6 protein-coding genes are annotated in these 6,000 nt (G+C 48.6%); 1 reads left to right on the top strand and 5 read right to left on the bottom strand.

Features of this window, described 5'->3' with window-relative positions; translation table 11 throughout:
- The 4 genes from L691_RS0112035 to L691_RS0112015 all read right to left on the bottom strand — a co-directional run.
- Positions 1 to 460 (bottom strand): asparaginase domain-containing protein (locus L691_RS0112035; protein ID WP_198023023.1); only part of this gene is annotated, 460 nt, incomplete at its 3' end.
- A 292-nt stretch (positions 461 to 752) separates the two neighbouring features.
- Complete coding sequence (locus L691_RS0112030; protein ID WP_232229166.1) at positions 753 to 1,496, bottom strand: histidine phosphatase family protein; 744 nt, start codon at positions 1,494 to 1,496, stop codon at positions 753 to 755.
- A gap of 12 nt (positions 1,497 to 1,508) precedes the next feature.
- Positions 1,509 to 2,723 (bottom strand): chromate transporter, encoded by a 1,215-nt coding sequence (locus tag L691_RS0112025; protein WP_025690781.1) that lies wholly within the window; start codon positions 2,721 to 2,723, stop codon positions 1,509 to 1,511.
- A gap of 425 nt (positions 2,724 to 3,148) precedes the next feature.
- On the bottom strand, positions 3,149 to 4,063 hold the full coding sequence (locus L691_RS0112015; RefSeq protein WP_025690780.1) for a LysR family transcriptional regulator: 915 nt from the start codon (positions 4,061 to 4,063) through the stop codon (positions 3,149 to 3,151).
- 145 nt (positions 4,064 to 4,208) lie between these two features.
- On the opposite strand from L691_RS0112015, the gene L691_RS0112010 reads away from it, so the two are divergent.
- On the top strand, positions 4,209 to 4,949 hold the full coding sequence (locus tag L691_RS0112010) for an SDR family NAD(P)-dependent oxidoreductase (RefSeq protein ID WP_025690779.1): 741 nt from the start codon (positions 4,209 to 4,211) through the stop codon (positions 4,947 to 4,949).
- Between the two features lie 211 nt (positions 4,950 to 5,160).
- Here the strand turns inward: L691_RS0112010 and L691_RS0112005 are convergent, their stop codons facing one another.
- Positions 5,161 to 5,901 (bottom strand): SDR family oxidoreductase, encoded by a 741-nt coding sequence (locus L691_RS0112005; RefSeq protein WP_025690778.1) that lies wholly within the window; start codon positions 5,899 to 5,901, stop codon positions 5,161 to 5,163.
- Positions 5,902 to 6,000: the final 99 nt, after the last annotated feature.

The raw sequence follows: 6,000 nt of genomic DNA, 5'->3' as shown, positions 1-6,000 counted from the left end.
CCCCCCCTACCACTACAACCGGCTTGTCGCTCTTAACGACAAGGTTCAGGAAATAGGCGGTTTCCTCCAGCGTATCCGTTCCGTGCGTTACGACAACGCCGTCTACATCATCCGTAGCGAGCAGGGCGTTGATGCGTTTGGCCAGTTTAAGAAGAACCTCGTTGTCTATATCGGGACTGCCGACATTCGCAATCTGCTCGCCGCTAACATCGGCAATCTGCTTCATTTCGGGAACAGCATTGATCAAAGTATTGATGCCGAGCGCGCCCGCCGTATAACCGGTTACATCCGTAGTGGAGGTGGAGGAGCCAGCAATGGTTCCACCGGTTGCAAGGATCGTGATGTTTGGCAGGGCGGTATTAACGGCGGTGACTTGCGGGCTGGTAGATACAATCTTGCCCGGAACTACAGAAGCCTCAGCGGAACTTATAGCGACAGGAGTCAATAAGACAGCCGACATTAAGGTAAGGGCAATTTTCTTCTTCAAGTTAATAGATAAGTTCAATTTCGTTCTTCCTCCCCATTATGTAAAGTAAAAGTTATTGAATTACAGCCAGCCGTAACTTTGTTATTCGGCGCTCCTAATCCTCCTTTCTCACACGTAAGAGAACATGACAAAATTAAGTGAAATATACTTACAACTTGCTAACATACTTTGAATCTTATTATAAAATAGTCATGAAATATGTGTCGATTTATTTAATTTTTTATGAATATTTTTTAATATCTCTCCGAACCTTCCGGCGAGTATCTTACTTAGCAGTCCGTAAACTCAATAGCTCTCCTAAGGCAATTCGGCCGGCAATTTCGTATCCGCTGCCCTGCCCTCTAGGTTTCACCACAACAATACCCAAGTTAGGGATTTCGCCCAAACCAACCCCTGAAGGGAAGCTGTGAGCGACGATCACTTGGTTGGTTCCGGAAGGCGGTGCTTTTTCCAACACAGAAGTCATGGCAGTCAATGTATCCTCTCGCTCTGAAGGGGTTGTGTCACCGCTTAACCGATAAATTTTAATCCAGAACGGATCAGTCTGAACCTTTCCTTCCCCAAAGGCCAGTTCAGCCGTCTCCCTGGTACGGCAAAAAGGACTGGCCAGCACCGGAAATTGAACGGGGATTTGTAATCTGCGAAGTGCCTCCCCAAGAGTGGCAGCTTGTCTTCTGCCTTCCCCGGAAAGATTTCTTTGGGTCGAACAATCCGTGAAGACAAGATCGGGCCGGTCTTCTCCTACCGTGGCTTCACCATGCCTTATATATAGAATATATCCGCCCTGACGGAGCGACTCCAGCAAGGGTGGATTTACGGGCCCGGCTGCTGCCGCATTTTCTGCCGCCCCCGCCATTTGTGCCGGAACCAGAAGAAGTAAACAAAGCATACATAGGCAAACTAACCTTTTCATTACTACCGCTCCTCTCGCTGAGAACCCTTTTTCTAAGGTGTAGTATGCGCAGAGAAAAAATAAAAAACGGGTGATGAACGATAGACGTTCTTTCACCCGTTCCTACGATTACATTAGCCCCAGCAGCATTCCTCCCGCAGCACCGGTTAGTACAACCACCCAAGGCGGAAGCTTCCAAAAGACGAGCATGACAAACAATATGACGGCCAGGGCAAAATCCATTGGCTTCAAAATGGCGCTAGTCCACAGCGGATCGTACAGAGCGGCCAGCAAAATGCCAACGACAGCGGCATTGATCCCCGTAAGCGCCCCTTGGAGTTTCGGACTGTTCCTTATCCCGTTCCAGAAGGGGAGAGCACCGACAACAAGCAGAAAGGCCGGAAGAAAAATGCCGAGAGTGGCGACCACCGCTCCTGTGATCCCCCCGGTCATAGCTCCAAGGTAGCCTGCAAAAGTGAACAGCGGCCCCGGGACCGCTTGCGCCGCTCCGTAACCCGCCAAGAAATCCTCTTGGCTCACCCACCCCGTGGGAACAACCTCCCGCTCCAGAAGCGGGAGCACGACATGACCCCCGCCGAACACCAAAGAACCGGAACGGTAGAAGCTGTCAAACATCGCGAGCCATCCGGCTCCCCCCGATTGTCTGAGCAGCGGGAGTGCAGTGAGCAGACCAACAAATACAACCAAGCAGAAGACGGCAAAGGCCCGGCTGACTGGAATTTGCAGATCGGGTAACCCTTCCGCCGCTTTCTTTCGGTACAGCCATAACCCGGCAATCCCCGCAGCAATAATGATAAGCACCTGACTGTAGGCGGTATGCCAAGACAACGCAACTGCTGCGGCAGCCACGGCGATGGTTGCTCTTCCCCGATCAGGTGTGAGCTTCTGCCCCATCCCTAGAACAGCATGGGCAACAATCGCTACAGCTACGATCTTCAGTCCATGAATCCACCCTGCATCCGCAATATCGTAACCTTGGAGCAGGAAGGCAAACGCAACTAACGCGATGACTGACGGCAGGGTGAAACCCAGCCATGCTACGAGACCTCCAATGAGTCCCGCTCTTAACACTCCGATACCAATGCCAACCTGGCTGCTGGCTGGACCGGGGAGAAACTGGCATAGGGCTACAAGGTCGGCGTAGCTTCGTTCATCCATCCATTTCCGGCGGCGGATGTACTCGTTATGAAAATAACCCAGATGGGCGATGGGTCCTCCAAATGAAGTGAGTCCCAGCTTGGCAGAAACCTTCAGAACTTCCAGAAGAGCCGAAAATCTCCCTTTTTGAGTATATTCCGGTGCCTCTTGCTGATTCGTATCCATATGTACGGATTACTCCTTTTCCTTAGTTGTCGGGAAGAGATTTTAGTATAAAATCGACTCTATTCTATGCTATTCGGCCCATCCTGATCTAGCCTTTTACAGAAAATTTACAAACGGTTTCATCTTTTATACTTTGGTTTACTGGTGAACCGCTCGATAAAATAATTCCGATCCAGAAACCAATGAAAATTAAAACAATCATCGACTTTGTTCAAAAAAGGGTCTCGTGGACATTGGTCAAATGATTGAGAACGATTGGAAAGCCGAAGTATCCTTCTTTCATCATATGACCGGAATTGACCCCGAATTTTTTGATAAGTATATGACCAGAAACTTGGATTTCGGTCCCCAAAAGGTTACAAAGATGCCGGAAACGTATTTCTGGTGATGATATGTAAGTTTAGTTATTAGCAAAAAGACGACGTTCATTTTTGAATCCCGAATGAAGAGTCGTCTTTTTCACTGTACAGTTCTTCTCTAAGAAAATGATACAACCTATACCCTACCGATTTCAAAGAATGCCCTGTCGTTTTACAGAGTATGCCAAAAGTCATCTCGATCAAACTGCCGCTTATCGTGCGCGTGACTGTATTTGGCGGAACTGGATCAATCGTAATTTTGGGTACCAAGGCAATGCCAAGCCCGCTCTCCACAAAATACTTCAGCGCCGTCATACTGCCGATTTCCATCGTGTCCAAAGTAATTCCTCCCGCTTCCTGCAGAACGATTTCCAGCTTGCGGCGGTAGGGACAAGTCGCAGACGTAATGAGCAGACGATGGTTCTGAAAATCCTCAGGAACAATAGACGCCTTATGGGCAAGCGGATGGTTTTCCGGCATTAACACTACAAATTCCTCTTTGAACAGCGGCTCGAACAAAAGCTCAGAACCAAGATCCGGTGCGGAGCAGAGAGCAAAGTCTATATCGCCATCGAGCAGCTTCTCGCTCAGCAGCGGTGTATTCCCAAAATTCACGGAAATTCTTACTTTCGGATATTGGGCCACAAACGACCTAAGTATGCCGGGTAAACGATAGCTCGCCGTCGGCTCTGTCACTCCTAATCGAATATGCCCCGCCGTTCCCTCAAGCAGTCCCGCCATATCTTCCTGCAGCTGCTCCATATTTTTGAGGATTGGCAAGCTTTTCTCCCAAAAAAGCCGGCCCGCTTCCGTCAGTTGAATCTTCTTGCCGCGCTCGATCAGTTGGACGCCCATGTCCGACTCCAGCTTTTGAATCTGCATGGTGACGGTGGACTGCGCATAATTCATCTCTTCCGCCGCACGGATAAAACTGCCGTGTTTCACAATTTGGTGAAAAGTCTTCAATGTTTTGGCGTCCATCGTTTCCCTCCCAGCTTCTAATGTTCAAATAAATCGAACCATTCATTGAGTTTATTCAATTATACAAAACGTCAATCCTCCCTTACAATCATTCTTGCAGAGAGGTCACAGTATAATGGATTTCCAATGATCAGGAGGGATTGAAATGAATCTGCACAACAAAGTTGTATTAGTGACTGGCGGAGGAACAGGGATTGGCAGAGCAACTTGTCTGGAGCTTGCCAACCGAAAAGCGATCGTTGCGGTCAATTATTCACGTTCCAGGGCCGAGGCATACGAGACGGTCAAGATGATTCAAGAGAAAGGCGGCACGGCCACCGCCATTCAGGCTGATGTCTCTAAAGATACGGAAGTACGCCAAATGATTGAACAGATTGTCCAGCAGTTCGGAACAGTGAATGCGCTCGTCAACAACGCAGGCATTACATCGCATATTCCTCTCGGTGATTTGGAGGCGGCAACCGAAGAGGTCTGGGATCGGCTGTATGACGTGAACGTAAAAGGAATGTTCTACTGTGCCAGAGCGGCAGCCCCCTATTTTAAAAAAGAAGGACAGGGCGCCATTGTGAACCTGGGCAGCATCGCGGGACAGACCGGCTCCGGTTCCTCCCTTCCTTATGCGGTCTCCAAAGCTGCGGTTCACGGACTCACGAAGTCCTTGGCCCGTGCTCTGGCGCCCGAAGTTCGGGTCAACTGCGTTGTACCGGGAGCTGTGGCCACCAGATGGTGGGCAGGCAAGGAGGAACAAATGAAGAAACTAGCCCCCAATCTGCTTCTCCAGCACATCTCCACACCCGAAGACATTGCCGGGTTCATCTGCGCCGTACTGGAACAAGAATCCATGACCGGGCAAATCATTACGGTGGACAGCGGACAGACCCTGTAAGAACGAAAATTTACAGGGAACAGCTCCTGCTGTTCTGATGAAAATAAGGTTTTAGTCTGATCCGCTATAGCAAACAGCGGCGATCTAAGTACTGAATATACAGTCTTAGATTGCCGCTGCTATTTTAAGTTTTATTCAACTAAATGGTGGATGACCAGTATTTTGATTTTCAGCCATAAGGATAATTCCCGATCATCTTGTTTGGAAATGTTCAGGACAACGCGGTCGGCCTAACCATAATTTCGCTGATTAGGGTGTCATCAGGTTCATTAATGGTAAACGCAATGGCTCTAGCAATACTGTAAGGAGAAATCCCTATGCCGCTTATTTGATTGGCGATCGTCTGCACTTCCGGGCTGGTAATGCTGTCAAAAAGTTCGGTCTTCGTCAGACCAGGAGCAATCACGGTAGATCTAATACGCGAAGTCGAAGATTCTTCCAGGCGCAGTCCTTCCGAGATGGCTCTAACTGCGAACTTGGTGGCTGCGTATACGGCATTTGTAGGGGACACATGATAACCGGCGGTAGAGGATAGGTTGATGATATGACCGGACTGCTGCTCCCGCATGGTAGGCAATACCGCTGCGATACCGTATAAAACACCTTTGATGTTCACATCGATCATTTGATCCCATTCTTCTACTCTTAATTCATTCAGCCTGGAACTCGGCATGACCCCTGCATTGTTCACCAATACATCAATTCGGCCATACACACTTAAGCTAAACTTGGCCAAATTCTGCATATCTTCGGCAGAAACGACATCTGCTTTTACAGAAACGGCCTCGCCGCCACCCTGTTTAATTTCATTAACAATCGCATGCAGACGTTCCTCTCTTCTGGCCGCCAATACCACCTTTGCCCCATTTTGTGCCAACAACTTCGCTGTAGCTTCTCCTATTCCGCTGGAGGCTCCTGTTATAATTACCACTTTATTTTGTATATTTTCCATTGTAAAATGCTCCTTTACCTAAATTAATATTATAGACAGAAGCCCCGATTACTCAATGGTTAATGGATGTGTATTTGTTATATATACAACAACACCCGC

Origin of the sequence: Paenibacillus zanthoxyli JH29 (genome assembly GCF_000520715.1) — a bacterium.
In the GTDB taxonomy this organism is placed as follows: Bacteria; Bacillota; Bacilli; order Paenibacillales; family Paenibacillaceae; genus Paenibacillus_AQ; species Paenibacillus_AQ zanthoxyli.
Note: the sequence above shows the minus strand (reverse complement) of the source record. Positions and strands in the feature narration are given on the sequence as shown.